We start from the raw sequence: 24,757 nt of genomic DNA, 5'->3' as shown, positions 1-24,757 counted from the left end.
TGGTGCCTCTCGGGGAGTGGGTGGTCAGGACCTGGCGGCAGCGAACCGGCGGGGCAGGGTGCGGTCGAGGGCCTCACGCCAGCCGGCGTGACGGGCCTCGCGGGTGGCCTCGTCGATGAGTGGGATGAACTCGCGCTCGCAGGTCCAGGTCTGTTCCAGGTCGACGATGCCGTCCCAGAGGCCGACCCCCAGGCCGGCCACGAACGCGGCGCCCAGCGCGGTGCGCTCCAGTGAGGTCGGGCGCTGGATGACCTTTCCGGACAGGTCGGCGGTGAGCTGGCAGAGCAGGTCGCTGCGGGCGGAACCGCCGTCGACCTTGAGGACGTCGACCGGCATGCCGCCGGCCTCGAGCGCGTCGATGATGTCGGCAGTCTGGAAGGCCATGCTGTCCATCCCGGCCCGGACGACGTGGGCGGCGGTGGATTCCAGGGTGAGCCCGACGACGGCCGCCTTGGCCTCTCGGTCCCAGTGCGGGGCGCACATCCCGCCGAAGGCCGGGACCACGTAGACGCCGCCGGAGTCGGGGACCGCCCGGGACAGCGCCTCGATCTCGTCGTTGGTCCGGAACAACTTGAGGTTGTCCTTCATCCAGGACAGCGTCTGGCCGGAGTGGAAGACCACGCCCTCCAACTCGTAGTCGGTGGTGCCGCGGATGGTCCAGCCCACGCTGGAGGTCAGACCGTCCACCAAGACCGGCTTCTCGCCGGCGTTCACGGTCAGTACGCCGGCCGTTCCGAAGGTGTTCTTCGCCGACCCCGGGGCGTAGCCGGCCTGTCCGAAGAGCCCGGCCTGCTGGTCGGCGATGACGGCCCGCACCGGCACCTCCGCGCCGAGGACGTCGGCCGAGCTGAGCCCGAAGTCGCTGTCCGACGCGACGGCGTCGGGGAAGATCTCCATCGGGATGCCGAGGATGGCGCACAGCTCTTCGTCCCAGGCCAGCGCCTCGAGGTTGAACAACGCGGTGCGGGACGCGCACGTGTGGTCGGTCAGGTGGGAGCGTCCACCGGTCAGGTTCCACAGCAACCAGGTGTCCGGCGTGCCGAAGGCGATCTCGCCGGCCTCGGCCCGCCGCCGCACGCCGGGCACGTGCTCCAGCATCCAGGCCACCTTGGCCGCGGAGAAGAACGAGTCGTTGAACAGTCCGGTCCGCTGCCGGAACAGCTCGTCCAAGCCCTCGGCGGACCAGCGCCGGACGATCTCGTCGGACTGCTTGGAGATCCACACCACCGCCGGATGGACGGGCTCGCCGGTGGCGCGGTCCCACAGCATCGAGGTCTCCCGATGGGTGGTGACGGCCACGGCCGCGAGATCCCGACCCGTCGCGCCCACCTGGGTCATCGACCGCCGGACGGTGCAGAGCTGGTCCTGCCACAGCCGGACCGGGTCCAGTTCGACCCAGCTCGGCCGTGGGGTGTTCCAGACCACATCGGCCCGCTGTTCCCCATGCATGCCGCCCGACGCGTCGACCAGGATGGAACGGCAGCTGCTGGACCCCTCGTCCAGCGCGAGCACGAACGACCCGCTCATGACGACACCGCCACCCGGATTCCGGCACCGAAGGACTCCGAACGGGGACCCGCCGGATCCGGGACGGCGAGCTTGTCGAGCCAGCCGCGGTAGTCGGCGATCTCGGCGGCCACCCGCCCGGCGTCCCACCCGAGGTGGTCGGCCAGCACCCCGGCGATCACGTCGATCGATCCCAGCCCGTGGTCCGGCTCGAAGGCGAGCAGCACCCGACGGGCCAGCACATCGGTCAGGGACCGCGCCAGATCGGCGTCCACGGCGAAGACGAGTTCAGCCGCGGTGAGGCCGCTGGGGTGCACGGGACGGGCCAGGGTGGGGTCCCGCTCGACCAGCTGCCAGACGCCGAAGGTACGGCTGCCGTACAGATCGACCAGGCGGGTGACCTGCGCCTCGGGCAGCCCGGTCCGGGCACCGACCGCGGCCGTGAGCGTGGCCAGGTCGGTGAATTGGGCGCCGGGGAAGCGGCGTCGCTTGGTCGGCACTCCGGGGGACCGGCGGTCCAGCCGGCGGAAGGCGTCGTCGACGGCGTCCTCGGCCAGCTTGCGGTAGGTGGTCAGCTTGCCGCCCACCACGGTCACCAGTCCAGGCAGTCCCGTGTCGGTGTGATCGTGCAGCACGTGGCTGCGCGGCACCGAGGACTCGGCCATGTCCGGGACGTACGGCAGGGGGCGCACTCCGCTGAAGGTGTAGAGGACGTCGTCCAGCGTGAGCCCGGCGCCGGGGATGAGGGTGTTCACCTCGCCGAGCAGATAGTCGACCTCGCCGATGTCGCACCGGGCGTCGTCCGGATCGCCGTCGAACCGGATGTCCGTGGTGCCGATCATGTAGCGCCCACGCCACGGGATGATCAGGACCAGACGGCCGTCCTGGCGGGACTCGTAGTAGACGACGTCGCGCGGTGCCCCCGGGAACGGTCCGACGATGAGGTGACTTCCTTTGGTGCCACCGTTGAGTCGCGGTTGCGGCGGCAGGGCGTGGTCGGTCAGGAGGCGGTCGATGGCGGCACCGGCCACGTTGTCGACCACGGATCCGCGGATCTGGAAGGTCTCACCGGTCGTGGTGTCGGTCGCGCGCACCCCGACCACGCGTCCCTGCTCGACGAGCGGTGCCTCCACCCGGGTCTTCGTCGCGATCACCGCGCCGGCCGCGGCGGCGTCCACCGCCAGCTCGACGCAGAGCCGCTCGGCGTTCTCCACCTGCCCGTCGTAGAACACGGCCGAGCCGGTCAGGCCGTCGGTCCCGACGCCGGGGAACCGGCGCACGGTGGCGGTACGACTCAGCGCGCGGTGGAACGGCGGGGTCTTGACCAGCGACAGTGCATCGTAGGCGACCATGCCCAGCTCGACCATCCAGCCGGGGCGCCGGTTGTGGCGGTACACGGGCACCATCAGCGGGACCGGCTTGACCAGGTGCGGGGCGAGCCTGAACAGGCGCTCCCGCTCCGAGAGCGATTCGTGAACGAGGGCGACGTCGTACTGCTCCAGGTACCGCAGGCCGCCGTGCACCAATCGCCCGGACCACGCCGAGACACCGCTGCACAGGTCGTCCTGCTCGACGAGGACCACCCGCAGGCCGCGCAGGGCGGCGTCCTGGGTGATCCCGACCCCGTTGATCCCGGCGCCGACGACGATGAGGTCGAACGGTCCGCCGGTGAGTTCCGGCCTGACCATGGCGGGTCAGTCGGCGGTCTCGATGACGGCGACCGGGGTGCGGACCTCGACGGTGTCGCCCTCGGCCACCAGGATCTCCACCAGCGTCCCCGCCGCTGGCGACTCGAGCGTCTCCTCGACCTTCTCGGCCTCGACCTCGGCCAACGCCTCGTCCTCGGCGACCTGGTCACCGACCGCCTTGAGCCAGGCGGTGATCGAACCCTCGCTCATGCCCATGCCCCACTGGGGCAGCAGGACCTCGAGTCGTGCCATGGGTGTCCTCCGTTGTCTGGAGCGGTCTGGCGCACTGCTGCGGATGGGATGTCGGAATCGCGCTCGATCAGCGGGCCGCGCCGGTGGCGACCGCCGCGTCCTGGCCGCTCGGGGGCGTGCCCCCACTGCCGTCCGGACCGGTGCTGTCGTCGCCGTCCCGCCCGGTGGTCGGCGCGGCGACACCGAGCGAGGCGCGCACGGCGTCGGCGATGGCGACCCGGTTCGGGTAGAGCTGCTTCTCCAGGGCCGGGCTGAACGGAATCTGCACGTCCGGGGTGGTGACCCGACGCACCGGGCCGCGCAGCGCGTCGAAGACGTGCTCGGAGATCAGTGCGGAGATCTCGGCGGCCGCGCCGCAGGTGCGGTGGGCCGGATCGGCCACCACCACCCGCCCGGTCCTCGCGGCGGCGTCCAGGATGCCCTCGACGTCCAGCGGCACGAGGGTGCGCGGGTCGAACACCTCGACCGAGATGCCCTCGGGGGCGAGCGCGTCGGCCGCGGCGACGGCCTCGGGGACCGCGCCCGACACCGCGATGACGGTGGCGTCGGTGCCGGTGCGCACCGACCGGCCGACCCCGAACGGGATCCGGTACTCCCGCTCGTCGACCTCCTCCTTGCTGCCCCACAGCACGCAGGCCTCGAAGACGAGCACCGGGTCGTCGGTGTCGACGGCGGTGCGCAGCAGTCCCTTGGCGTCGCTGGGGAACGCCGGAGTCACGATCTTCAGACCCGGCACGTTCATGAACATCGGGTACGGCCGGTCGGAGTGGTGGGCGCCGGTGTTCAGGCCGTAGAACATCGCCGACCGGAACACCACCGGCACGCTGGCCTGGCCGCCGAACATGTACCGGTTCTTGGCCGCCTGGTTCACGAACTGGTCCATCGCCATGTACAGGAAGCTCGAGTACGACAGGTCGACGATCGGGCGCAGGCCGGTCATCGCCGCCCCGATGGCGGCCCCGACGATGACCTCCTCGGAGATCGGCGTGTTGCGGATCCGGTTGCGTCCGAACTGCTGCAGGAAGTCACCCTCGGAGGCCCGGCTCTTGCCGGCTCCACCGGTGGTGCCGTAGACGTTGGCCTCGACGTCCTCGCCGATGATGACCACCCGCTCGTCGGCGAGCATGGCCTCCTTCTGGGCGGCGCCGATCGCGCCCAGGTAGCTCATCACGGTCATCGCACGGCCTCCAGAGTGCCGAAAGAGCTGTCGCGGAAACGGTGCACGGCGAACCGCGAGTCGCTGTAGAGGTCGTCGAAGGCGACCGACAGCTCCGGGTACGGGCTCTGGTCGCTGAAGGCGACGGCATCGTCGACCTCGCGCAACACGTCGGCCTCCAATGCGTCGAGTTCCTCGGCCGCGGCCACGCCTCGCCGGATCAGGTCCTCGCGGAACAACACGATCGGATCCCGGGCCAGCCACTGCGCCTTCTCCTGGGCGTTGCGGTAGTCGACGCCGAGCCGGAGCCCCTCGGAGTGCTCGTTGTAGCGGTAGGTGATGACCTCCACGAGCGACGGTCCGTCCCCGGCGCGGGCCCGCTGCACGGCCGCGGAGACGGCCTCGTGCACCGCGAGGACGTCCTGACCGTTCTCGACGCGGACGCCCGGCATGCCGAAGCCGGATCCGCGGTCGGCGATCACCCCGGAGGTGACCGTGTGCGCCGGGGTGGACAGCGCGTACTGGTTGTTCTCGCACAGGAAGATGACCGGCAACTTCCAGACCCCGGCCATGTTCATGCCCTCGTACAGGCACCCCTGGTTGGCCGCCCCATCGCCGAAGAACGCCAGCGAGACCCGGTCGTTGGCCAGCACCTTCGACGAGAGTCCGGCGCCGACGGCGATCGGGATGGAACCGCCGACGATGCCGGACTCGCCCAGACTGCCGACCGCGAAGTCGGCCAGGTGCAGCGAGCCGCCCTTGCCCTGGCAGACGCCGCCGGACTTGCCGACCAGTTCGGCCATCAGTGGACCGAGCGGAGCGCCCTTGCCGATGGGGTGACCGTGACTGCGGTGGTTGCCCGTCATGAAGTCGGTGTCGCCCAGCGCCATGCAGGCGCCGACCACCTGGGCCTCCTGGCCGATGCTGGTGTGCACCGTGCCGGGGATCTGGCCCCGCTTGACCATCTTGGAGGCCCGTTCGTCGAACCGCCGGATCCGCAGCATCCGGCGCTGCATCTCCAGTTGGGTGTCCCGGGGCAAAGATCGAGGGGCTGGGTCGGTCACCGTCGCGCCTTCCTGTCGATGGGCATCGGTGGAACGTGATGGGGATCCGCCCGTCCGGTCCCCGGACCCGCGGATGGCGGTGCGACGGTGCGGATGTGGCGGACGACGTCGCACGATGCCCGGGGCGGGTGACCGGCCGTCTCGGCAGTCCGACGGAGCCGTGCCGAGTCAATATTCGGCCGTAGCATCTTTACTCGACGAGGGTAGTGAGCGGCATCTACAGTGTCAACGGCCGGCACCGCCCAGGTGCCTGGACGTCCGTCCTCCGGCGGGCGTCGCCACCATCGGACGAGGGGACGGACGCGATGGTGAGAGCGCAGGCACCCGGCGCGCAGCGGACGATCGCCACGGTGGCCTGGTTGTACCACACGCGTGGTCTGCGGCAGAGCGCGATCGCGGAGCGGATGAACATCTCCCAGTCGCGTGTCTCCCGGTTGCTGGACCAGGCCGTCGAGCTCGGCATCGTCCGCACCACGGTGGTCCTGCCAGTCGGCGAGCAGTCCGCGCTGGAACGGGAACTCGAGTCGGTGTACGAGCTGCGCAGTGCGCACGTCCACGACATCGGTGACGTGCCGGACGAGAGTCAGCTGGTGCGGGAACTGGGCCAGCTGCTCGCATTGCAACTGCAGTCGACCCCGCTGGACGCCGAGGTCATCGGCTTCACCTCGTGGAGCCGCACCCTGCAGGAGACCGTCCGTCATCTGCAGCCGATGCGCAGCAGCGGGACCCGGTACGTGGTCGAGATGCTGGGCGACCTGGGCCCTCCGGCCCTGCAGCACGCCGCCGCCCAGAACACCCAGCAGCTGGCCTCGCTCACCGGCGCAGAGCCGATGTTCCTGCGGCTGCCGGGGGTGCTGCCCAGCCGGCAGGTCCGGGAGACGCTGCTGGCGCACGACGGACACGCCCGGCAGGCCCTGGCCAAGCTGGACGACATCGACCTGGCGCTGACCGGTTTCGGGTCGGGTGACATCGTGCCGCCGCTGCGCGCCGGTGACAATTTCTTCACCGACGACCAGGTCGCCGAGGTCAAGGAACGCGGGGCGGTCGGCGAGGTCATCCTGCGCTACCTCGACGCGGACGGCGTCCCGGTGTCCAGCGAGCTCGACGAACTCGTCGTGGGCGCCACCCTGCGGCAGTTGCGCCGGGCGCCTCGCCGGCTGGGCGTCGGTGGTGGGCCGTCCAAGTACCGCTCCGTCCGCGCCGCGCTGCGCGGCGGGTGGATCAACGTGCTGGTGACCGATTCGGTCACCGCCCAGTGGCTGCTGGACCACCGCGACAGCTGACCGCGGGCAGGGAGTCTCGGGTGCGATGCACTCTGGGGTGGCGCGATGGCCGGTCGGGGGCATCGGATGCTCCGAGGTGTCGGTGACGTCAGCGCAGCCGGCCGACCACCTCGCGGACCAGTGGCCAGACCCTGGCCACCGATGTGTGGTTGACCTTCTCCAGCGGGGAGTGCAGAGCGTGCAGCTCCGTGCCGATGGAGATGATCTCCAGGCCCGGGATCTTCCGGCTGAACATGCCCAGTTCGAGGCTGCACTGGGAGACGTGGATGTCCGGCTCGCTGCCGATGACGTCGCGGTAGGCCTCGGCCGCGGTGCGCAGCAGGCCGGAGTCCCGCTGGTACGGGAACTCCGGCGCGTCGAGGCCGAACTGCTGCACGGTCACCCCACCACCGGCCAGAGCGGCGAGCACCTCGGCCCGCTGCAGGATCTCGTGCTTGCGCGAGGTGACCTGGGCGGTGATGGTCGACGCCAGCCGGACCCCGTCCTCGGTCGGGCGCAGTGTCCCGAGGTTGTTGGAACTCTCCACCACCCCGGGGGTGAGGAGGCTCCAGCTCAGCACGCCGTTCGGGATCAGTGCGGTCAGCCGCGCGAACCGCGCGGTGGCCGCGGCACCGAATGCCTTCGCCGGAGCCCCGGTCTCGGCCACCTCGATGCGGATGGCGTCGCCGGCACGCTCGTACTCGGCGTGCAGGACATCGGCCAGGTCGGTGATCAGCGTCTCGACCCCGGTCACGTCCTGCGGGCGCAGCGACAGCACGACCTCGGCGTCCGCAGGGATGGCGCTGTTCTGGGTGCCGCCGACCAGGCCGCTGATCCGGGCCGGGTACCGGGCCAACACGGTGTTGAGCACGCGGGCCACCAGCTGGATGGCGTTGGCCCGCTCCAGGTGGATGTCGAACTCGCAGTGACCGCCGAGCAGGCCGCGGACCTGCACTGACCGGGTCGCGGACAGCTCCGACGGGACAGCCTGGAACTCGCCGGGGATGTCGACCAGGAAGGTGACGTCACCGCTGCAACCGGCCAGGATCTCGGTGTCGGTGATCCAGTTGAAGTCGATCATCCGGGTGCCGGTCAGCACCGAGGTGTCGAACTGGCCGGCACCCACCTTGCCCTTCTCCTCCATGGCGGTGAGCACCGCCTCCAGCGGAGGGTGCGGCAGGTCGGTGGTGTCCAGCAGCGCCAGGATGTAGGACACCCCGATGCCGTTGTCGGCGCCCAGTGAGGTGCCGTCGGCCCGGATGAAGTCGCCGTCCACGACCAACCGGATCGGCTCGGTCAGGAAGTCGATCTCGACCCCCTCGTCCTTGGCGCAGACCATGTCCAGATGCCCGTGCAGGATCAGGGTCGGTGCGTCCTCCAGCCCGCCCTGACCGGGCTTGCGCACCACCACGCAATGCGCGGCGTCCTGGAAGGCCGTCAGCCCGCGTTCCCGGGCGAAGGCAACCACCCAGTCGGCGACCTGCTGCTCGTTCTCCGAGCCACGCGGGATGTCGGACAGGATCTCGAAGAACCGCAACACTTCCTGCGGCTCCAGCTTCTCCAGGACGGGCATGGGGCGCTCCTCGGCGGGCGTCGGCGGTTCGGGGCGGAACGGGGCGGACGTGCTGGGGTAGTCCGGAACTACTTGACGATGCCGACGCGTCTGCGGCTGATGGTCAGCGCGACGGCGACGATGATGACGAGGCCGTAGACGAGACTCTGCGCCTCGGAGGGCATCCCGAGAGCGGCGGCGCCGATCGGGATGAGTGTGACGGTGAGCGCTCCGAAGACGATGTTGACCGGGTTGGTGATGCCGCCGGTGATGGCGGTGCCCCCGACGATCGCCGCGGTGATGCCGGGCAGCAGCAGGTCGCTGCCCAACCCTGTGCTGGACGCCGATCCGGCTTGAGCGATGATCATGATGCCGGCGATCGAGGCGAGCAGGCCGGAGATGGCGAAGGCGCTGATCTTGGCGGCCCGGGTGCGTACGCCGGAGAACAGGGCTCCGGTCTCGTTCAGGCCGACGGCGGTCAGGCTCTGCCCCGGCACGGTGAACCGCAGCATCGCCCACAGCGCCACGGCCAGCACCACCCCGATCCAGAAGGCGGTGGCCAGCCCGGCCATGGCGGTGCCGAACATCGGCGTCAGCAGGCTGGTGTCCTCGGCGTAGACCGTGGTGCGGTCGCTGACGATCAGGCCGGCTGCCTGCAGGATGCCGAGCGTGCCCAAAGTCAGTGCGAAACTGGGTACCTGGAAGAACGCGACCAGGACGCCGTTGAGGACGCCGATCACGGTGCCGATGACGAGCACGAGCACGATCGCGCCGCCACCGAAGGACCCGAGCGCCTGCGCCAGCACGATGGCGCAGAACAATGCGTTCGCGGCGTTCGACAGGTCGATGGAGCCGACGTGCAGCACCATGCCCTGGCCCAGGGCGACCAGCAGGATCGCGGTGGCCTGCGTCGCCACGATGGCCAGTCCGCCGCCGCCCAGGAACGCCGGGCGCAGCGAGACGACCAGGACGAACAAGGCGATGAAGACCGCGAGCGGGCCGACCGTGGTCCACACGTCCAGCGCCGACCAGCGTCGCCGCGGTCCGGCTGACGGGCCTGCGGTCGCGGTGTCGGTGAGCGGTCGTTCCGGCGATCGCTGCGTCGGCTGCTCGGTCGGCTGCTGGGTCACCGTCACACCATCCTCTCGAGCAGGTCGAGCGTCGTCGGGGTGTCGACCGACAGGTCGAAGCGTGCGGTGACGTCCCCGTCCCGCATGACGAGGATGTCGTCGCCCATGTCCAGCGCCTCCTCGAGCGTGTCGGCGAGCAGGATGACCGCGGTGCCGGCGTCCCGCGCGATCCGGATCTGGTCGTTGACGGTCTCCGCGGCGCCCGGATCGAGCCCGCGCAGCGGGTGGTCGAGGATCAGCACCCGGAGGCGGTCGGACTGCAGCCACTTGGCCATGACGACCTTCTGCTGGTTGCCACCGGAGAAGCGCTGCAGGCTCAGCTTGATGTCGTCGGGCCGGACGTCGAGGCGCTGGAACCACTCCCGGGCCAGCTTCTTCTGGCCTGCGCGATTGAGCACGAACCGGGGCCTCGCCCCGGTGCGGGCCAGGGTGATGTTCTCGGTGGACGAGAAGCCACCCACCATCCCTTCGGTCCGGCGCTCCGCCGGCACGTAGGCCATGCCGTTGCGCGTGGCCCGGACCGTCGACCAGGACGACACCACGTCACCCCGGTACCGGATCTCGCCACGGTCGAACGGCTCGGCTCCGAACACCGTTCGGGCGAGCGACTCTCGGCCGGAGCCCAGGGCGCCGACGATGACCAGGCACCGGCCCGGTCGCACGGCGAAGGACACGTCCCGGTACTCGCCCCGACGGGTCAGTCCGCGGACCTCGACGAGATTCTGCGCGCCGACCGTCCGGCCGGCGTCGGACCGCTTGTCGGCCTTGGCGGCGTGCCCGATCATCAGTTTGAACAAGTCGTCCTCGGTGACGTCCCCGGTCGGTCGGTCGGCGACGACCTCGCCGTGTCGCATGACCACGATCCGGTCGCAGATCCGACGCACCTCGTCGAGGCGGTGCGACACGAAGATCACCGATCCGACCGACTTCAGATTGGCGATCTCGCGTTCCAGGATGGCGGTCTCGTTGCGCTCCAGTACCGAGGTCGGTTCGTCCAGGATGACCAGCGGTGTCGCGTGCGTCTGCTCGTCGACCCGCAGGGCACGGGCGATCTCGACCATCTGCCGGTCGACGAAGGACAGGTCGCCGACGATCGCCCGCGGGTCGATGGCGGCGCCGACCCGGGCCAGTGTCTCCGCTGCCTCCCGGTTCAGCTGACGCCACCGGTACCACCCGAACCGGGTGGCGTTGTCCGTGGACGAGAGCGCGTTCATGGCCAGGTTCTCGGCCACGGACAGGTTCGACAGCAGGGACTGCTCCTGGTGCACGACGCCGAAGCCAGCCGCCACCGCGTCCTGCGGGCGCCGGAACTGGACCGGGCGGCCGGCGACCTCCATGACCCCGGAGGTCGGCTCGTGCAACCCGGAAAGGATCTTCAGCAGGGTCGACTTGCCGGCCCCGTTCTCACCGATCACCCCGACGACCTGGTTGCGTTCGACGGTCAGGGAGAGGTTCTTGACCGCGGTGATCGGGCCGAATGTCTTGGTGATGCGGGTGAGCCGCAGCGCCGGGGGTGGCGCGCCGTCGACGCTGCCGGCGGCAGGCCTGGCGTTGGCCGCCGCAGTCCGGCGGCTGGTCGATCTGGTCATTTCACGATCCTCAGTCGGCTCCGATGCGGCCACGCCGCGAAGATGATGGCCACGATCAGCACGGCGCCGGACACCCCGGACTGGATGCTGGAATCGACGCCGCTCAGGATCAGACCGTTGGTCAGCACGGTGAGCATGAATACGCCGAGGGTGGTGCGCAGCACGCCGCCCCGCCCACCGCCCAGGGACGTCCCACCGATCACGACGGCGGCCACGGTCAGGAACAGGACGCCGCCACCGACGGTGGGTGCGCCCGCACCGAGGCGCAGGGTGGCCAGGATCCCGGCCAGGCCGGTGCACGCACCTGCCACCGCGAAGACGTACAGCTTCGTCCGCGCGACGCCGACGCCGTTGCTCCGGGCGACCTCCTCGCTGTCGCCGATCGCGTAGGTGAAGCGGCCCAACCTGGTGAAGCGGGTGACCACCCAGCCGACCGCGATGACCAGGACCGCCAGCCAGAACGAGTGGGGCAGGCCCAGGAAGGTCTCGTTCGGCCATGCCTTGATGCCGCCGTCCGGCAGCAGAGGGATGGTCTCGGTCCCGAACAGGACGGTCGCGATGCCGAGGCCGACGAACCAGAACCCGAGCGTGACGATGAATGACGGCACCTTCAGACGGGTGTGGATGAGCCCGGCGGCCACCCCCAGCGCTGCCCCCATGGCGATGCCGACGACGAACGACAATGGGCCCAGATCAACGCTGCCACGGCTGTTCTCGGTCGTCAGGATGAACGCCATGCCGGCGGCGCCCATCACGCCCTCGACGGACAGGTCGATCGCGCCCATCAGGACGACCAGGGTGGCTCCGACGCCGACGATCAGCGGCGTGGCTGCCTGGTCGAGGATGGTCCGGATGTTGCCGATGCTCAGGAACGTGCTCGGATTGATGGCGAAGAACACGATGATCAACACGGCCAGGGCGCCCACCTCGCCCAGGCTGCGCACCTCGAAGCGATGGTGGGGCCGGGTCCGCCGACCGGTGGACACGCTCTGTTCGGACGGCTCTCGGGTGACTGGGTTCGCCACGGCGCTCCCTTTCGGATCTGGGACTGCTCGACGGGACGGGAGACGGACGGATCGGCCGGACGGGAACGGCCTCGGGGGCGGCGAGGGCGGTCGGTCCGGCTCCGCGTCCGGGAGCCGGACCGCGCCCGGGGTCAGGTGCCCGGCAGCTTCTCCGGGCCCTGACCCACCAGCGGCGTGGGTTCGGTGTCCCACGGGCCGTTCTCGATCAGCGTGTCGATCCAGGCGTCGACGTCGCCGTCCCACTTGGTGTAGTCCTGGAAGTCCGTCGGAGTGACGCAGGCCAGCTTGAAGAGGCTGTCCCGCTTCTCCTCGGGCAGCGTCGCCGGGTCGATCTCACCGGTCGCCGCCAGGTAGGCGGTGTACAGGCCGATGGCCGCGGCCATGAATCCGCGGTGGAACGTCTCCCCGACGATGGGGGAGTTCGGTTCCGACATCATGTCGACCACCGGCGGGTACAGCCCGTCGGAGACGAACTTGATGTCGTTGTAGAGGCCGGCGTTCTTGGCCGCGTTGGTGGCGCCGATGATCATCGCGTCGTCCGCTGCCCAGATGCCGTTGACCTGGTTGGGGTACTTGGTCAGCAGGCTCTGCGTCACCGACAGGCCCTGCTGCGGATCCCAGTTGGCCGACTGCACCTCGAGGAGCTTGATGTCCGGATAGGCCTTGAGCGCATCCTCGAAGCCGGCCACCCGGGTCTGGGAGGTCGTGCTGTCCTCGACACCGGCCAGGCCGATGACGTTGCCCTTCCCGCCGAGGCTCTCGGCGAGGGCACGGCCGGTGCACTGCCCGCTCTCCACGCCGGAGTACTTCTGGAACGCGACGAAGTTGTTGCCGACGTCCCACGGCTCGAGGCTGTCCGGCTTGTTCCACCAGATGACGACGTAGCCGCCGGCCTGCTTGACCGCGTTGACGATGGTGGGCGCGTCGGAACTGGCCACCGTGTTGACCATCAGGGCGACCTTCTTGCCCTGGGCGAGAATGGCCTGGATCTTGGAGATCTCGGTCTGACTGCTGCCGGCCGAGTCGACGATCTGCACCTCGACCCCGAGCTTCTCGCCGAGCGCCTGCGCACCCTCGATCATCGAGGCCATGTAGGGGTTGGTGGTGTTGATGACGGACGCCACGAGAACCAGATCCTCGTTGGCGATGGGTGCCTGACTGCCGCCGGTCCCGCCGGCGCCGGCGCCGGTCGTGGTCGAACAGGCGCTGACGCCCAGCACGACCACCGCAAGCGCGGCGACCAGATGCTTCCGGAAACTCCTCGTGCGGAACATCGTGACTCCCTTGTCCAATGTCGCCGGAGCGGGTGACGCATGATTATTCACGCGGTGCATCGAGATGACAGAAGTCTGGGGCAGTGCTGATGGCGCGTCAAGGGGCGAGCGGGGATCATGGCCATCGGGCCGGGACCGTTCGGGTAGCGGGAATGGTTGTGACAACGTGGTTCTCCGGACGCGAAGCAGTTCGACGTCGGGGGTGCGGGTCCCGGCTCGGCGGTGGTGGAGGCGGGTGTCCAAGCGTCCGGAACGATCGGTCCCGCTGGTCAGGGACAACCCGGTCGGCCCGGCGGGCGGATCGGAAGGACGCCCGGGATTCACCGCTCTTGTTGTCACGCGAAGTACGACGCCGGGCTCCAGCTCGGGATCGACCTCGGAGATCGGATCGCGACCCCGGTGGTCATCACAGGTAGTAGTTCGGGGCCCGTTCGAGCGCAACTCGGCGTCCCCGGACGTGATCGCCTCGTGACGCGTCACCGCCTCCTCCCGAGACGGATCCGGGAGGGGGCGGTGATCTGTGGATGGGCGCCGGTCAGGCGCGGGTCCGCCTCAGGCGGCGTCCTGCGCATCGCCGGCCGGTGCGGCCGCGGCGAGCAGGGTGTTGACCCGGGCCTGCGCCCGCACGTCGCGCGGCGGCACCCCGTTCACGGTGTCGGTCGAGTACGCGTACACCCCGGTGGTCCAGGCGGCCGCGTCGAGATTGCGCCCCAGCGCGGTGCGGTCGAGATTGCCGAGGGTGTCGCAAACCGCGTGGTAGCACGGGTCGAACGCGATCCCGGCAGTGCCGCCCCAGAGCGCCGCCTCCTCCGGCGTCTTGATGTCCTCGGCGCCGGTGAACAACCCCCCGGCCGGGATGCCGGCGGCGATGAACGGTCCGTAGTCCGACCGGCCGTCGAAATCGGTCGGCAGCGGTTCGACGCCGGCCTGGTCGCGCAGGTACGAGTTGAACGTCTCCTCGATCTGCGCGGAGCCGAAGGGTCCCGGGCCTGCGCCGGTGCCGGCCGAGTCGTCGCCGTCGTAGACGAAGTAGCCGGCGTTCGGTGAGCCGATCATGTCGAAGTTCAGGTACATCGCGATGTCCAGCTGCTGTTCGAAGTCCAGCGACGCGACGTAGGCCTCCGACCCGAGCAGCCCGAGTTCCTCGGCGCCCCACCAGGCGAACCGGACCGCGTTGTTGACACCCTTGCGGTCCGGGCCCAGCTTCAGGGCGATCTCCAGCAGGGCGGCCGATCCGCTCCCGTTGTCGTTGATGCCGGGGCCCTCGGGAACGCTGTCCAGGTGAGCACCGAGCATGACCACGTTGTCGGGGCGCCCGGACCTGGTCTGCGCGATGACGTTCCGGCTGACCGTCATCTCACTGCGCAGATCCACCGTCGCGGACTGGCCGTCCAGCCCGGCGAGGATGTCGCCGTCCTCCTGGCTCACGAAGCCGGCCGGGACGGTGGCGGCGTTCTCGATGACCGGCCGGAACGGGGCCGGCGGGACGTTGTCCGAGATGACCGCGACGACGGCGCCGGCCGTGGCCGCCGTGGCCGCCTTGATCTCGAAGGTGCAGCCGCCGCGGCGGATGACCGCGATGTCCCCGGTGACGTCCAGGCCGGCGTAGTCCTCGGCCTGGCAGCCGGTGTCGGCATCCTCCGGCACGACCGCGAGCGGTGCGGTGACGCCCCCCTCCGGGGTGTTCGCACTCAGCAGGATCTTCTGCGCGGCGATGTTGGTGTCGCCCACGGTGAGGTCGCCCGCGACGAGCTGATCGAACGAGAACTCCGGCGTGCTGACGTCGTACCCGGCCGCCTGCAGCCGGCCCACCACGTAGTCGACACTGGCGTCGTATCCCGGCGTTCCCGCCGCCCGGTTGCCGTCGTTGCGATCGGCGATCCGCTGGAAGGCGATCAGGTGCCGGTTGGCGCCCTGCGCACTCACCTTGTCCACCAGGCGTTCGGCCAGCCTGGTCGGTGACGGCGCGGCCGCCACCTGAGCGGGGAGCGCGAGCGTGACCGTCACGGCCGCGCACGTCACCACCATCGTCGTCATCCGCACTCTGCCGGTCGAACGCCTCATGGAGCCTCCCCGAGCTGTGGGCGCCGGCGCCGATGTGAGCCGGCTGTGAGCCCGCTCACAGTGCTCCGATCACCTCGGTCCGTCAAGACGGACCGAACAGGAGACCTGGCTCCGTGGCGCGGTTCCGGTGGGACATCCACCATGACCGCCATGTCGGCCCTCAGCGATGTCGTCCGGCCGCCCCCGGGCGGTCTTCGCGGCCGGATCCGGTCCCCGCTGACGGTGCACACCGCGGGCGTGGCCGACGTCGACACCGGTGGGGCCCCCGCGCCGGACGACGCCATGCGGGTCGCGAGTGTGGCCGAGGCGTCCACCGGCGCCACCGTGCTGTCGCTGGTGCAGGACGGCGTGTCACCCTGGACGACACGGTGGGGCAGTGGCTGCCGGGCTTCGCCCCGGCGACGTCGTGACGCTGCACCAGTTGCTCTCGCACACCAGCGGTGTGCCCGTGTTCATCCGCACCGAGGCGTTCGCCGAGGGGCCGGCGCATCGCCGGCCCAGGCCCCCACCGCCGCGGGAGCTGCTGACGTTCCCGCCCTGCTCGGCCGACGAGTACTGCAACTCGGACAACATCACCGTCGCCCTGATCGTCGAGGCGGCGACCGGCCGCCCTTACGCCGACGTGCTGCGCGAGCAGGTGCTCGACCCGCTCGGACTGACCGGCACGTCGTTGCCGGAGGGCACCGAGTTGCCCCTGCCGGCCATCCATGGCGACGACCTCGAGGGTGGCGCCCCGCCGGAGGACGTCACCACCCTGCTCGACGCGGGGGGCGTGGGCGTCCGGTGGCGTGGTGTCGACTCCGGAGTCGGCTGGCCCGCGTCAGGCCAGCGCCCCCAACCGGTCGGCCGCCTCGACCAGGACGTCGTCGCGCTTGCAGAACGCGAAGCGCACCAGGTGTCGACCGAGGTGCGCGTCGGCCGGGTCGTAGAAGACGACGCTGGGCACGGCGACGACGCCGGCCCGCTCGGGCAGCGAACGGCAGAATGCCCAGCCGTCCCCGTCGGGCTGCACCGGACGGACGTCGACGGTGGCGAAGTAGGTGGCCTCCGGGATCACGACCGGCAGTCCGGCCGTCACCAGCCCGCCCACCAGCAGGTCCCGTTTGCGTTGCAGGTCGGCGGCGATGCCGGTGAAGTAGGCGTCGGGCAGTCGCAGCCCGGCGGCGATGGCGGGCTGGAACGGGCCGGCGCTGACGTAGGTGAGGAACTGCTTGGCAGTGCGGACGGCGGCGACCAGGGCGGCGGGTGCGCAGACCCAGCCGACCTTCCAGCCGGTGGTGTTGAACGTCTTGCCACCGCTGCCGACCAGCAGGGTGCGGGCTCGCATGTCCGGGAGGGTGGCGATCGGGACGTGCTCGGCGCCGGTGAAGACCAGGTGCTCGTAGACCTCGTCGGCGAGCACCAGCAGGTCGGCGGAGACGGCCACGTCGGCGATCACGGTCAGCTCGGCGCGGGTGAACACCTTGCCGGTCGGATTGTGCGGGGTGTTCAGCAGCACCAGTCGGGTGCGCGGTGTCACCGCGGAGCGCAGGGCTGACTCGTCGAACGTCCACCGGCCGGTGCCGTCGGCCGGCGGCTGCAGTGGGACCGGACGCACCACGCCACCGGCCATGGCGACCGCCGCGCCGTAGCTGTCGTACATCGGCTCGAAGGTGATCACCTCGTCACCGGTCTCCAGCAGCGCCAGCAGTGCTGCGGTGAGCGCCTCGGTGGCCCCGGCGGTGATCAGTACCTCGGTGTCGGGGTCGTAGCCGAGTCCGCGGAACCGGTGTTGATGCTCGGCGACCGCGTGCCGCAGCTCCGGCACGCCGATCCCCGGCGGGTACTGGTCGTACATCGTCCCGATCGCGGACCGCGCCACGTCGAGCACCTCGGTCGGTCCGGGTTCGTCCGGGAACCCCTGACCGAGGTTGATCGCGCCGGTGGCGACGGCCAGCGCACTCATCTCGGCGAAGACCGTCGTTCCGAAGCCCTGCAGTCGACTGGTGAGGAACGGCTCGCGGGTCACCCGGACCATCCTGCCCGGTCGCGAGAATCCTGTGGCAGGCGGTCAGGTGGGACGATCACCACCGGGCTCGGGTCGCACGGACAGCTCCCGACGCCAGACGGGCCCTCCTGCGGATCGGTCAACTCGGCGGTGCGGGTGAAGCCCAGTCGGCGCAGGACGCCGAGCCCGATCACGGTGTCGGTCGCCGCGTCGATGATGAGGTGGCTGCATCAGTCGGGGTCCATCCTGCCGGTGAGAGCCAGCGCGGTGCCGTACGGTGCCGCGGGAGACTCCGGCGACGTGGATCCCGGTCGTGCTCGCGCGTCGGTCACCGGTGCGCTGCGCGTGGCCGTCGCCGGGACCGGACCGGCACGAAGGAGCAGTCGTCCATGACCGACCCCGACCACGTCCACGACGCGCTGATCATCGGCGCCGGCTACGGGGGCCTGGGCATGGGTGCGCAGTTCGCCCGCACCGGGATCGAGGACTTCGTCATCCTCGAGCGGTCCGGCGACCTCGGTGGGGTGTGGCGGGACAACACCTATCCCGGCGCCGCGTGTGACACCCAGGCCGTCGTCTACTGCTACAGCTTCTTCCCGCACCTCGACCTGTCCCGGATGTTCGTCGAAGGACCGGAGCTGCTGGGGTACTTGCGGGACTTCGCGAGCCACTTCGACCTCACCCGCCGCATCGCGTTCGGCCAGGAGGTCGTCAGCGCCGAGTGGATGGAGGATCGCCGGTCGTGGCGGGTGCTGACCTCGGCCGGCGATGAGTACCTGGCCCGGGTGCTGGTCCCCGCGTGGGGGCAGCTGAGCACGCCGGCCGTCCCGAGGTTCGAAGGACTGGACCGGTTCGCCGGCGCGGCGTTCCACTCCGCCCGGTGGAACCATGCGGTCCCGCTGACCGGCCGGCGGGTGGCCAGCATCGGCGCGGCGGCCAGTGCCGTGCAGTACGTCCCGTTCGTCGCCCGGGACGCCGCACAGCTCACCGTGTTCCAGCGCTCGGCGAACTACATCCTGCCGCGGAACCAGCGGATCTTCACCGACGAGGAGCGCGCCCGGTTCCGCGAGGACCCGGCGACCTTCGAGGCGTTGCGGCGCGAGGTCCACGCCTTCCGCGAGGCCGGGTTCGCCCGCGTGCGGCACCGCACCGAGGAACAGGCGACCGGCGTCGCCGAGGCCCGCGCCCACCTCGAGGCGCAGATCGCCGATCCTGACCTGCGCCGCAAGTTGACCCCGGACCACGAGTTCGGGTGCAAGCGCATCCTGCGCACCGACGACTACTACCCGGCGCTGGCCCGCCCGAACGTCCAGCTCGTCACCGAGGCGATCGACCACTTCACGCCGGACGGTCTGGTCACCGCGGACGGCACCACCCACGGGTTCGACGTGGTCATCTTCGGGACCGGCTTCCACAGTCAGTCGTTCCAGGGCGACACCCGGATCACCGGTCGCGGCGGCGTCTCGCTCGCGGAGCGCTGGGGCGACGCGCCGGAGGCCCACCTGGGCCTGACCGTTGACGGCTTCCCGAACCTGTTCCTGGTCTACGGCCCCAACACGAACCTGAACCACAACTCCGTGGTCAGCATGATGGAGATCCAGCACGAGTTCATCGTCGAGGCGACCCGGCGGATCACCGACGCCGAGGTCGTCTACGACGTGCCGAGCGAGACCGTTCGGCAGTACAACGATCTCGTGCAGCAGCGACTGATCGGATCGGCCTTCTCGGCCGACTGCTCGAGCTGGTACAAGAACGCGGCGGGTCGCGTGGTGAACAACTGGTACGGCACGGTGGAGGAGTACCGCAGGGCCGTGCACGGGATGGCCGCCGCGTCGTTCTGGACGGAGCCGGCGGCGACCGTCGGCGTCCCGTCGTGACGGGCGGACCGGAGCAACCGCCTTCTCCGCTGGACCAGGTCGCCGCGGACGCCCGCGAGGTGATCGCCGAGTTCCGCGCGGCCGGCGGTTTCGCGTTGCAGGGCCGTACCGTCGACCAGGCGCGGGGACTTGTGCCGGGCCGGCGCTCCCGCCGTGCACCGGGCCGTCGCCGTGCAGGACCTGCGGCTGCGCGGCCCGGCCGGCCTGGCCGTGGTGGCGGCCGACCACCGACGAGCCCCCGAGGATGCGGCGTCGACGCCGTCACCACGTCCGACCGTCGGTGACCGCGCCGGGTGCCCATCGTCGTCCGGTGGCGCGCGACCGCCGCACGGCTGGGTCGCGGTGGTGGATGGCGGTGCACGCGTGGTCAGGGATGTCCGACGTGCTCCACCGTGCCGGTGAAGTTCGGCGGCCGAGCTCGGATGTTCTCCGAGCCGGTGGCGTGGTGGTCGGCCGACCCACGCCGCTGACGGGCCCGGTGCTTCACCGCGTGCGGCTGACCAGCGTCCGGCCCAGGCGCAGGGTCTGCACGGCGGTGAGGTCGGGCAGGTAGGCGTGGCCGATGCCCCAGCCGATGGCGGCCAGGTCGGCCGTCCGCTGGTAGACCAGGTGCACCGGCCGGAACTCCGGATGGAACTTGGCCTTGAAGTCCAACAGCGAACGGAAGCCGTACGTCGGTTCGAGCAGCCGGGACAGTCGGTCCAGCCCGCGGTCGATCGTCCGGCCGGCGGGGCGGGCTGCATCGGTCCCAGCCCGGCTGGTCCCGGCGTCCCGATCCCGGCGGGCCAGTGGGGCCACGGACAGCGAGAGCGTCCGGTACCCCTGCGCCTGGAACAGCAACGCACTCTCGGCCACGAGGTACTCGATGACCGGCCGGAAGCCGTCCGGACGACGACGCATGACGTCCAGCGTCCAGCCGACGACCTCGCCGTCCTCGTGCACCGGCAGCCAGGTCGTCACTCCCTGCACCGTGCCGGCGGCATCGACGGCCAGGTGCGTCCGCACCTCGTCGTCCAGGGCGTGCGAGACGGTACCGAGCGTGAAACCCATCTCCGGGAGCGGCTTCTCGGCGACCCAGGCCGAGGAGATCGCGGTGACCTGCTCGGTGAGGACGGGATCCAGGTCGGCGAGACGGCCGGCGACGAGGCGGATGCCGTCGCGCTGGGCCCGGTTGCGGGCGGTGCGGACGTCCTGCCACTGCTTGCCCTTGAAGTGCAGCTCGGACAGTTCCAGCACGGTGTCCTCGCCGATCTGCACGCTCCGCCATCCGCTGCTCGCCGCGGACTGCACCAGGGCGTCGGTGGCGGCGAACCAGCACGGTGTCCAGCCGGCGTACCGGCAGAAGGTCCGGAACTCCGCCACGGCGGCGGGCCAGCGATCGGTCGGCCCGACCGGGTCGCCCAGCGCGATGGCGACCGAACCGGCCACCGTGTAGCCGATGGCCACCCGCTCGTCGCGGCTCCGCCACGTGCTGAAGCCCGGCCAGGTCCGCAGCCATCCGATCGACCCGCCGCCGTGGCGGCGCACCAGCGTGCCGATGACCCCGTCCCGGCCGCGGTCGGGACCGCGGTCCGCGTAGAGCCAGCCGATCAACAGCCCGGCCAGGACCACCGCCCACAGCAGGGCGATCACCGTGGTCGCGGTCCGCGCGAGCGGGTCGCCACCCGCCAGCGGGCCGGGGGAGAAGGTCAGCCGGGCCAGCGTGTGCCGGGCCACGTCGAGCAGGTCGGGCACCGGGCGGAAGTGGTCGCGCAGCAGCCACGTCGCCGCGCCGACGACCACCACGAAGCCGGCGACCGCGGAGCTGATCCGCACCAGGGAGCGGCGCGCGAAGCCGTCCGGCGTCCGCCACCGCCAGGCGCGGCGGAACGTCACCAGCAGCGCCAGGACGGCCACCGACGCGACCACCTCGGCGGACCGGACGTCGCCCCGGGTGTTCACCAGCGCATTGACCAGCACGGTCGTCGCGGCCACCGCGGTGAGCCACCAGGCTGCCGCCCGTCCGCGCCGCAGCGAGTCGGCCAGCAGGGCGGCCACCACGAGCTGCAGGACGACCATGAGGGACCCGCGCCCGGACATGGCGTGCGGCATGCCGCCGAAGATGCCGCCCAGCCCCGGCGCGACGGCGTGCACGACACCGGCGATGCCGATGCCGATCACGACCAGGCTCACCACCGACCGGGCGCGCAGGACGGTGAACCGGGCCGGACGCGCCGGCCGACGTCCGGCCAGCAGCGGGCCGGCGACCAGGCCGGCGCCGAACGCGGCCAGGTGCTCGAGATCCTCCAGACGGCCGGAGCGCAGCAGCAGCATGACCAGCACGGCGCCGACGAGGATACGGACACGCAGTCGCCAGGCGGAGGGCAGCAATGCGGAGCCGACGGCCACGACGCCGAACACGGCCGTGGTGAGACCGCTGGACCGTTCGGCGGACACGGCCGCCGCCCACGGCCAGGAACTGCCGGACACGGCCGCCACCACCAGCACGGGCAGGACCACCCCGGCCAGGTGGGTGACCAGGACGGCGACGACCGCGCGCAGGGAGCCGGCGCTGTGCTCGTACCAGCCGAGCGCGGCGGTGAGCAGGATGCCGACGACCACGACCACGTCCGGCCGCCCCAGCACCGCCGCGCTGGTGACCGCCGTCCACCAGGTGCCGTCGTGCAGGGACGACACTCCCCACGACAGCGTGGTCGGGCCGCCCAGGGCGGCCGCCAGCGGGCCGGCCGCGACGGCCAGCACGAGCAGGACGATGAGTAGACCGACGGTGACCGGGGCGCCCCGGAGGCACCGCAGCATGCTTCGCCGGGCGCGTCCGGCGTTGGACTCGGACGTCGCCGTCGGGACCACGATCGCCGCGGTGGGGTCCGGGAGCATCTGTCCGGCACCAGGAGTCGTGGCATCGCCACTCGAGGCAGGTGCCGGTCGGGTGGCCGGTGCGACTGCGGGGAGCGGGGTGGAGACGGCAGGCGTCAGGGCGGGAAGTTCGAGGAGGGGAGTCCGCCCGCGGAGCGCGGATGACATGCAACCAGGATCACGGACAGCTTCCCGCTGGTACGTCCCCCGAAGGCTGACGTCGATGCCGAACCGGGTGATCACTGTGAGTGATCGACCATCCGGTGCTGCCCCGCTCAGCCCTGTCACGACCCCGTCGACCGACAATCTCGACGGGATGATCGCCGTGACCGATCCGACCACCCCGATCGACCCGGGAAGGGATCGGTCGGTATTTTGGTTGACGAGTCCACCGGCCGCACACTTCGGCGCCCGACACCGACCCGCCCAGGGAGATCACCATGCACGTCGGTATCGACAGCTTCGTCTCGGCCGTGACCGACCCGGTCACCGGGCATCTGGTCGGACCGGAGGAGCGGCTGGAGCACCTGCTCGAGGAGATCCAGCTCGCCGACGAGACCGGGCTGTACGCCTTCGGTATCGGCGAGCACCACCGCGAGGAGTACTACGACTCGGCGCCTCCGGTGATCCTGGGTGCCGCCGCCGCCCGCACGTCGCGGATCCGGTTGGGCAGCGCGGTCACCGTGCTCAGTGCCGCCGATCCGGTCCGGGTGTTCCAGCAGTTCGCCACCCTGGACCTGATCTCGAAGGGCCGGATCGACCTGGTCGTCGGCCGTGGCTCGTTCACCGAGGCGTTCCCGCTGTTCGGTCTGCCGTTGAGCGAGTACGACAGCCTCTTCACCGAGAAGCTCGATCTGCTGCTCAAGATCCGCGATCAGGCCCACGTCACCTGGTCCGGCCGGCACCGGCCCGCGCTGACCGGCCAGGGCATCTATCCGCGTCCGGCGCAGCACCCGCTGCCCATCTGGGTCGGCGTCGGCGGATCGCCTGAGTCGTTCGTCCGCGCCGGGTTGCTCGGGCTGCCGCTCATGGTCGCCATCATCGGCGGCCAGCCCCGGCAGTTCGCCCCGCTCATCGACCTCTACCGCCGGGCCGGCGCCGAGGCCGGTCACGCGCCGGAGACCCTCAAGGTCGGCCTGCATCTGTTCGGTTACGTGGGGGAGAGCGTCAAGGCCGCGGCCGACACCATCTACCCCGGGTGGCACCAGATGTTCACCTCGGTCTCCCGGGAGCGTGGGTTCGCGCCGCCGTCCCGGGCGCAGTTCGACGCCACCAGCGGACCGGACGGCGCCTTCTTCATGGGCGACCCGGACACCATCGTCGCGAAGCTGCAGCGGGTTTCCGATCAGGTCGGTGGGATCGACCGGGTCTCGATCCAGATGACCAACCCGCGACTGGCGCACGCCGACCTGCTGCGCGGCATCGAGCTGCTGGGCAGGGAAGTGGCGCCGCGGGTCGCCGACCTCTGAGCGCGCCGTGCCGGTCGGGCCCTGGCCCGGCACGCGGGCGCGTCCGGCCCGAGGCCGATGACCGTCGCCTCACACCGGGTGGACGTCCCGGCCGGGCGAGATGGTCCTGGCGCTGCCATCCGCAATCGAGCCGGTCGATGGGGACGAAGTGTCCGAGGAGTCGCTCGCCGGCGTCTCCGGCGGCGGCGTCCTCGACTGGTTCGTCCACCTCGGAGCCGACGACGTGGCGCCACCGGCGTCGCCGACCGGCAGGTTGCGTCTCCGGCCGATCTGAGCCGAACGCCGGCCAGGCGACGCGGCGTCCGGGTCAGCGCCTGGTCCGGTACCTGGTCAGCAGCACCCCACCGGGGAAGGACCGGGTCTCCAGCAGATCCAGCTCGACCCAGCGGTCCAGGGCCGTGAAGAACGGCAGACCGCGTCCGATCAGTACTGGTGAGGTCATCAACACGTACTCGTCGATCAACCCGGCCCGCATGGCCGCGGCGGCGAGGGTGGCACCGCCGATCTCCATCGGACCGCCGTCCTCGCCCTTGAGACGGCTGATCTCGGTGACGGCGTCACCGGCCACCAGGCGGGTGCTCCAGTCGACCGTGGAGATCGTCGCGGAGAAGACGACCTTCGGCATGTCCCGCCAGCGGCGGGCGTACTCGAGCACCGCCGGTGTCGCCCCGGGCTGCTGGTCGGCCGTCGGCCAGTGGGCGCTCATGGCGTCCCAGAGCCGACGCCCGTACAGCGCCAGCTCGGTGGCGCCCACCCTGTCTGACCAGTACTGGAACACCTCGTCGCTGGACACACCCCAGCCGAGGTCGTCGCCGGGCGCGGCGACGTAGCCGTCCAGGCTCACGTTCATGGCGAAGATCAGTTTCCGCACCGGCGCCGGCCTCTCGATCAGTCGTGTCCTCGGCCGGGACAGACCAGTGCTTCGGCACCGAACTCATCGGCGGCGCTCGGTCGCACCACGCAGCGGCAGGTCCAGGTCGTCCCCGGCTGACCGCACCTCGACAGG

Annotated in this window: 18 protein-coding genes and 1 pseudogene; 5 read left to right on the top strand and 14 right to left on the bottom strand. The window is 70.9% G+C overall.

The annotated features are described in order from the left end of the window. Window positions 1–24: 24 nt before the first annotated feature. From JL106_RS01565 to JL106_RS01545, 5 genes are all read right to left on the bottom strand, one after another. Window positions 25–1,527: an FGGY family carbohydrate kinase gene (locus JL106_RS01565; RefSeq protein WP_205258923.1), complete on the bottom strand. Its 1,503-nt coding sequence runs from the start codon at window positions 1,525–1,527 to the stop codon at window positions 25–27. Beyond that, window positions 1,524–3,194: a glycerol-3-phosphate dehydrogenase/oxidase gene (locus tag JL106_RS01560; protein WP_205258922.1), complete on the bottom strand. Its 1,671-nt coding sequence runs from the start codon at window positions 3,192–3,194 to the stop codon at window positions 1,524–1,526. Before JL106_RS01560 ends, JL106_RS01565 begins: the two co-directional genes overlap by 4 nt. Window positions 3,195–3,200: 6 nt before the next feature. Continuing rightward, complete coding sequence (locus tag JL106_RS01555; protein ID WP_205258921.1) at window positions 3,201–3,446, bottom strand: lipoyl domain-containing protein; 246 nt, start codon at window positions 3,444–3,446, stop codon at window positions 3,201–3,203. Window positions 3,447–3,513: 67 nt separating this feature from the next. After that, entirely contained in the window at window positions 3,514–4,623 is a 1,110-nt protein-coding gene (locus JL106_RS01550) for an alpha-ketoacid dehydrogenase subunit beta (protein ID WP_205258920.1), read from the bottom strand. Next, the gene (locus tag JL106_RS01545) at window positions 4,620–5,606 is read right to left on the bottom strand and encodes a thiamine pyrophosphate-dependent dehydrogenase E1 component subunit alpha (protein ID WP_236006544.1); all 987 of its coding nucleotides are present in this window, start codon (window positions 5,604–5,606) and stop codon (window positions 4,620–4,622) included. Before JL106_RS01545 ends, JL106_RS01550 begins: the two co-directional genes overlap by 4 nt. Window positions 5,607–5,971: 365 nt before the next feature. On the opposite strand from JL106_RS01545, the gene JL106_RS01540 reads away from it, so the two are divergent. Further along, window positions 5,972–6,949 carry a sugar-binding transcriptional regulator gene (locus tag JL106_RS01540; RefSeq protein ID WP_205258919.1) on the top strand — a complete coding sequence of 326 codons (978 nt, stop codon included), beginning with the start codon at window positions 5,972–5,974 and terminating at the stop codon, window positions 6,947–6,949. Between the two features lie 88 nt (window positions 6,950–7,037). Here JL106_RS01540 and pepD read toward each other — a convergent pair whose 3' ends face one another. From pepD to JL106_RS01510, 6 genes are all read right to left on the bottom strand, one after another. Further along, window positions 7,038–8,501, bottom strand: a complete 1,464-nt coding sequence (gene pepD / locus JL106_RS01535) for a beta-Ala-His dipeptidase (RefSeq protein WP_205258918.1) — start codon at window positions 8,499–8,501, stop codon at window positions 7,038–7,040. Between the two features lie 68 nt (window positions 8,502–8,569). Beyond that, entirely contained in the window at window positions 8,570–9,610 is a 1,041-nt protein-coding gene (locus JL106_RS01530) for an ABC transporter permease (RefSeq protein WP_205258917.1), read from the bottom strand. Window positions 9,611–9,612: 2 nt separating this feature from the next. Further along, window positions 9,613–11,199 carry a sugar ABC transporter ATP-binding protein gene (locus tag JL106_RS01525; protein WP_205258916.1) on the bottom strand — a complete coding sequence of 529 codons (1,587 nt, stop codon included), beginning with the start codon at window positions 11,197–11,199 and terminating at the stop codon, window positions 9,613–9,615. Then, window positions 11,196–12,224, bottom strand: coding sequence for an ABC transporter permease (locus tag JL106_RS01520; RefSeq protein ID WP_205258915.1), 1,029 nt, complete (start codon window positions 12,222–12,224; stop codon window positions 11,196–11,198). The genes JL106_RS01525 and JL106_RS01520 overlap by 4 nt, the downstream gene beginning before the upstream one ends. A 131-nt stretch (window positions 12,225–12,355) precedes the next feature. Beyond that, window positions 12,356–13,498, bottom strand: coding sequence for a sugar ABC transporter substrate-binding protein (locus tag JL106_RS01515; protein ID WP_205258914.1), 1,143 nt, complete (start codon window positions 13,496–13,498; stop codon window positions 12,356–12,358). Window positions 13,499–14,050: 552 nt separating this feature from the next. Then, window positions 14,051–15,535, bottom strand: coding sequence for a M28 family metallopeptidase (locus JL106_RS01510; RefSeq protein WP_236006499.1), 1,485 nt, complete (start codon window positions 15,533–15,535; stop codon window positions 14,051–14,053). 283 nt (window positions 15,536–15,818) lie between these two features. Here JL106_RS01510 and JL106_RS22325 point away from each other — a divergent pair. After that, window positions 15,819–16,301: pseudogene (locus JL106_RS22325) on the top strand (serine hydrolase); the annotation flags it as partial. An 81-nt stretch (window positions 16,302–16,382) separates the two neighbouring features. On the opposite strand, the gene JL106_RS01500 reads toward JL106_RS22325, so the two are convergent. Next, window positions 16,383–17,570: a pyridoxal phosphate-dependent aminotransferase gene (locus JL106_RS01500; protein ID WP_328840962.1), complete on the bottom strand. Its 1,188-nt coding sequence runs from the start codon at window positions 17,568–17,570 to the stop codon at window positions 16,383–16,385. Window positions 17,571–17,938: 368 nt separating this feature from the next. On the opposite strand from JL106_RS01500, the gene JL106_RS01495 reads away from it, so the two are divergent. Then, window positions 17,939–19,426 carry a flavin-containing monooxygenase gene (locus JL106_RS01495; RefSeq protein WP_205258911.1) on the top strand — a complete coding sequence of 496 codons (1,488 nt, stop codon included), beginning with the start codon at window positions 17,939–17,941 and terminating at the stop codon, window positions 19,424–19,426. A gap of 483 nt (window positions 19,427–19,909) precedes the next feature. Here the strand turns inward: JL106_RS01495 and JL106_RS01490 are convergent, their stop codons facing one another. Then, a complete protein-coding gene (locus tag JL106_RS01490; RefSeq protein ID WP_205258910.1) occupies window positions 19,910–22,303 on the bottom strand; it encodes a bifunctional lysylphosphatidylglycerol flippase/synthetase MprF in 2,394 nt (797 codons plus the stop codon). A 419-nt stretch (window positions 22,304–22,722) separates the two neighbouring features. Between JL106_RS01490 and JL106_RS01485 the strand changes: the two genes are divergently transcribed. Next, window positions 22,723–23,751: an LLM class flavin-dependent oxidoreductase gene (locus JL106_RS01485; RefSeq protein ID WP_205258909.1), complete on the top strand. Its 1,029-nt coding sequence runs from the start codon at window positions 22,723–22,725 to the stop codon at window positions 23,749–23,751. A 100-nt stretch (window positions 23,752–23,851) separates the two neighbouring features. Next, window positions 23,852–24,025: a hypothetical protein gene (locus JL106_RS01480; RefSeq protein ID WP_205258908.1), complete on the top strand. Its 174-nt coding sequence runs from the start codon at window positions 23,852–23,854 to the stop codon at window positions 24,023–24,025. A gap of 33 nt (window positions 24,026–24,058) precedes the next feature. On the opposite strand, the gene JL106_RS01475 is transcribed toward JL106_RS01480, so the two are convergent. Then, entirely contained in the window at window positions 24,059–24,622 is a 564-nt protein-coding gene (locus tag JL106_RS01475) for a dihydrofolate reductase family protein (protein ID WP_205258907.1), read from the bottom strand. Window positions 24,623–24,757 lie beyond the last annotated feature (135 nt).

Source organism: Nakamurella leprariae (assembly GCF_016918035.1).
Lineage (GTDB): Bacteria > Actinomycetota > Actinomycetes > Mycobacteriales > Nakamurellaceae > Nakamurella > Nakamurella leprariae.
This window is presented reverse-complemented; position numbering and strand designations above follow the sequence as displayed.

Coding starts and splice junctions, on each gene's coding strand:
- pepD (WP_205258918.1), bottom strand. CDS start 8,501: ATGCCCGTCCTGGAGAAGCTGGAGCCGCAGGAAGTGTTGCGGTTCTTC.
- JL106_RS01485 (WP_205258909.1), top strand. CDS start 22,723: ATGCACGTCGGTATCGACAGCTTCGTCTCGGCCGTGACCGACCCGGTC.
- JL106_RS01560 (WP_205258922.1), bottom strand. CDS start 3,194: ATGGTCAGGCCGGAACTCACCGGCGGACCGTTCGACCTCATCGTCGTC.
- JL106_RS01550 (WP_205258920.1), bottom strand. CDS start 4,623: ATGACCGTGATGAGCTACCTGGGCGCGATCGGCGCCGCCCAGAAGGAG.
- JL106_RS01555 (WP_205258921.1), bottom strand. CDS start 3,446: ATGGCACGACTCGAGGTCCTGCTGCCCCAGTGGGGCATGGGCATGAGC.
- JL106_RS01510 (WP_236006499.1), bottom strand. CDS start 15,535: ATGACGACGATGGTGGTGACGTGCGCGGCCGTGACGGTCACGCTCGCG.
- JL106_RS01495 (WP_205258911.1), top strand. CDS start 17,939: ATGACCGACCCCGACCACGTCCACGACGCGCTGATCATCGGCGCCGGC.
- JL106_RS01540 (WP_205258919.1), top strand. CDS start 5,972: ATGGTGAGAGCGCAGGCACCCGGCGCGCAGCGGACGATCGCCACGGTG.
- JL106_RS01565 (WP_205258923.1), bottom strand. CDS start 1,527: ATGAGCGGGTCGTTCGTGCTCGCGCTGGACGAGGGGTCCAGCAGCTGC.
- JL106_RS01515 (WP_205258914.1), bottom strand. CDS start 13,498: ATGTTCCGCACGAGGAGTTTCCGGAAGCATCTGGTCGCCGCGCTTGCG.
- JL106_RS01545 (WP_236006544.1), bottom strand. CDS start 5,606: ATGCTGCGGATCCGGCGGTTCGACGAACGGGCCTCCAAGATGGTCAAG.
- JL106_RS01480 (WP_205258908.1), top strand. CDS start 23,852: ATGGTCCTGGCGCTGCCATCCGCAATCGAGCCGGTCGATGGGGACGAA.
- JL106_RS01490 (WP_205258910.1), bottom strand. CDS start 22,303: ATGCTCCCGGACCCCACCGCGGCGATCGTGGTCCCGACGGCGACGTCC.
- JL106_RS01525 (WP_205258916.1), bottom strand. CDS start 11,199: ATGACCAGATCGACCAGCCGCCGGACTGCGGCGGCCAACGCCAGGCCT.